The sequence below is a fragment of the Rhizobium sp. BK418 genome (assembly GCF_004341105.1).
Taxonomy (GTDB): Bacteria; Pseudomonadota; Alphaproteobacteria; order Rhizobiales; family Rhizobiaceae; genus Rhizobium.
The window spans coordinates 1-1,072 of record NZ_SLZK01000020.1 but is presented as its reverse complement, the minus strand read 5'-3'; the positions used below and the strand labels follow the sequence as shown (position 1 = coordinate 1,072).

Annotated in this window: 1 protein-coding gene; it reads left to right on the top strand. The window is 54.4% G+C overall.

Going from position 1 to position 1,072, the window contains the following annotated elements; genetic code table 11:
* Window positions 1-310: 310 nt before the first annotated feature.
* The coding region (locus EV281_RS30955; RefSeq protein ID WP_132658653.1) for a cache domain-containing protein at window positions 311-1,072 on the top strand (762 nt) is incomplete at its 3' end.

Below are 1,072 nucleotides of genomic sequence, written 5' to 3'. Positions count from 1 at the left end.
CGTCTCGCATCACGGTCGCCGCGCCGCATAAGCGGGGCCACCACAGGCGGTTTTATCACCAAAGCTTTAGCGACCGCCGGATCAGAATCCGGCGGTTTTGCCTTTTTAATGCACCCCTATTTTCTTAGGGAGGTCCTCGCTAAAACCCAATAAAATTAAAGGATTATTATAAGATAGATGTCAATCGTAGTTAACCGGTCGCAGCATGTTCCTTTAGCAGCGGTAGACGCGTCGCCTTGATCTGGCGCGCTCGCACAGGCGGTAGAAAACCGCACCGGAATGCAGTCACCCATTCCTGTTGCGAGGCATCATGAAGAATCTGAAAATATCGAAGCAGCTCATTTTGCTGGTGATCGGCCTGATGATCGCATTTGCGATCGCCACCTTCCTCCAGGTCCGCTCCTCTGTCGATGCGATCTATAAGGAACGCTACGACATGCTTCGCGCGGAGGTCCAGTCGGCGGTTTCCGTCCTCAAGCAATACCAGGCAAAGGTCGCCGCCGGCGAGATGACGTTGGAAGACGCCCAGAAACAGGCCTACGCTACCGTCAATGCTATGAAATACGACCCGGATGGCTATTTCTTCGGCTATGACTACGACGTCAAGATGATATTCCATTATGACGCCTCGAAAGTCGGGCAGGTCAACAAGGGGCAGCCGGACAGCAAGGGCAAGCTCTATCGCGAAGAACTGGTCAAGCTCGGGCAGCAGGGAGGCGGCCTCGTCGAATATTATTCGACAGCCAAACCGGGCCAGCCTGTTGGCGATTATCGCAAGACGGCCTATGCAATGGCTTTTGATCCCTGGAAGATCGTCGTATGTACCGGCGTCTATATGGATGATCTCGATGCCCAGGTGAATGACAAGATCCTGGCGGCGCTGTCTGGTAGCATCGTCCTGTTCTTCTTCGCCATTGTCGCCGCCTATCTGGTCATCCGCGGCATATCGAACCCTCTGAAGGATGTTCACAACGCGTTGCAGGCGGTTGCCGAGGAAGACGTGAAGCTTACGATACCGCATACCGGCATGAACAACGAAGTCGGCATGATGGCGAAAGCGACGCAGTCGCTG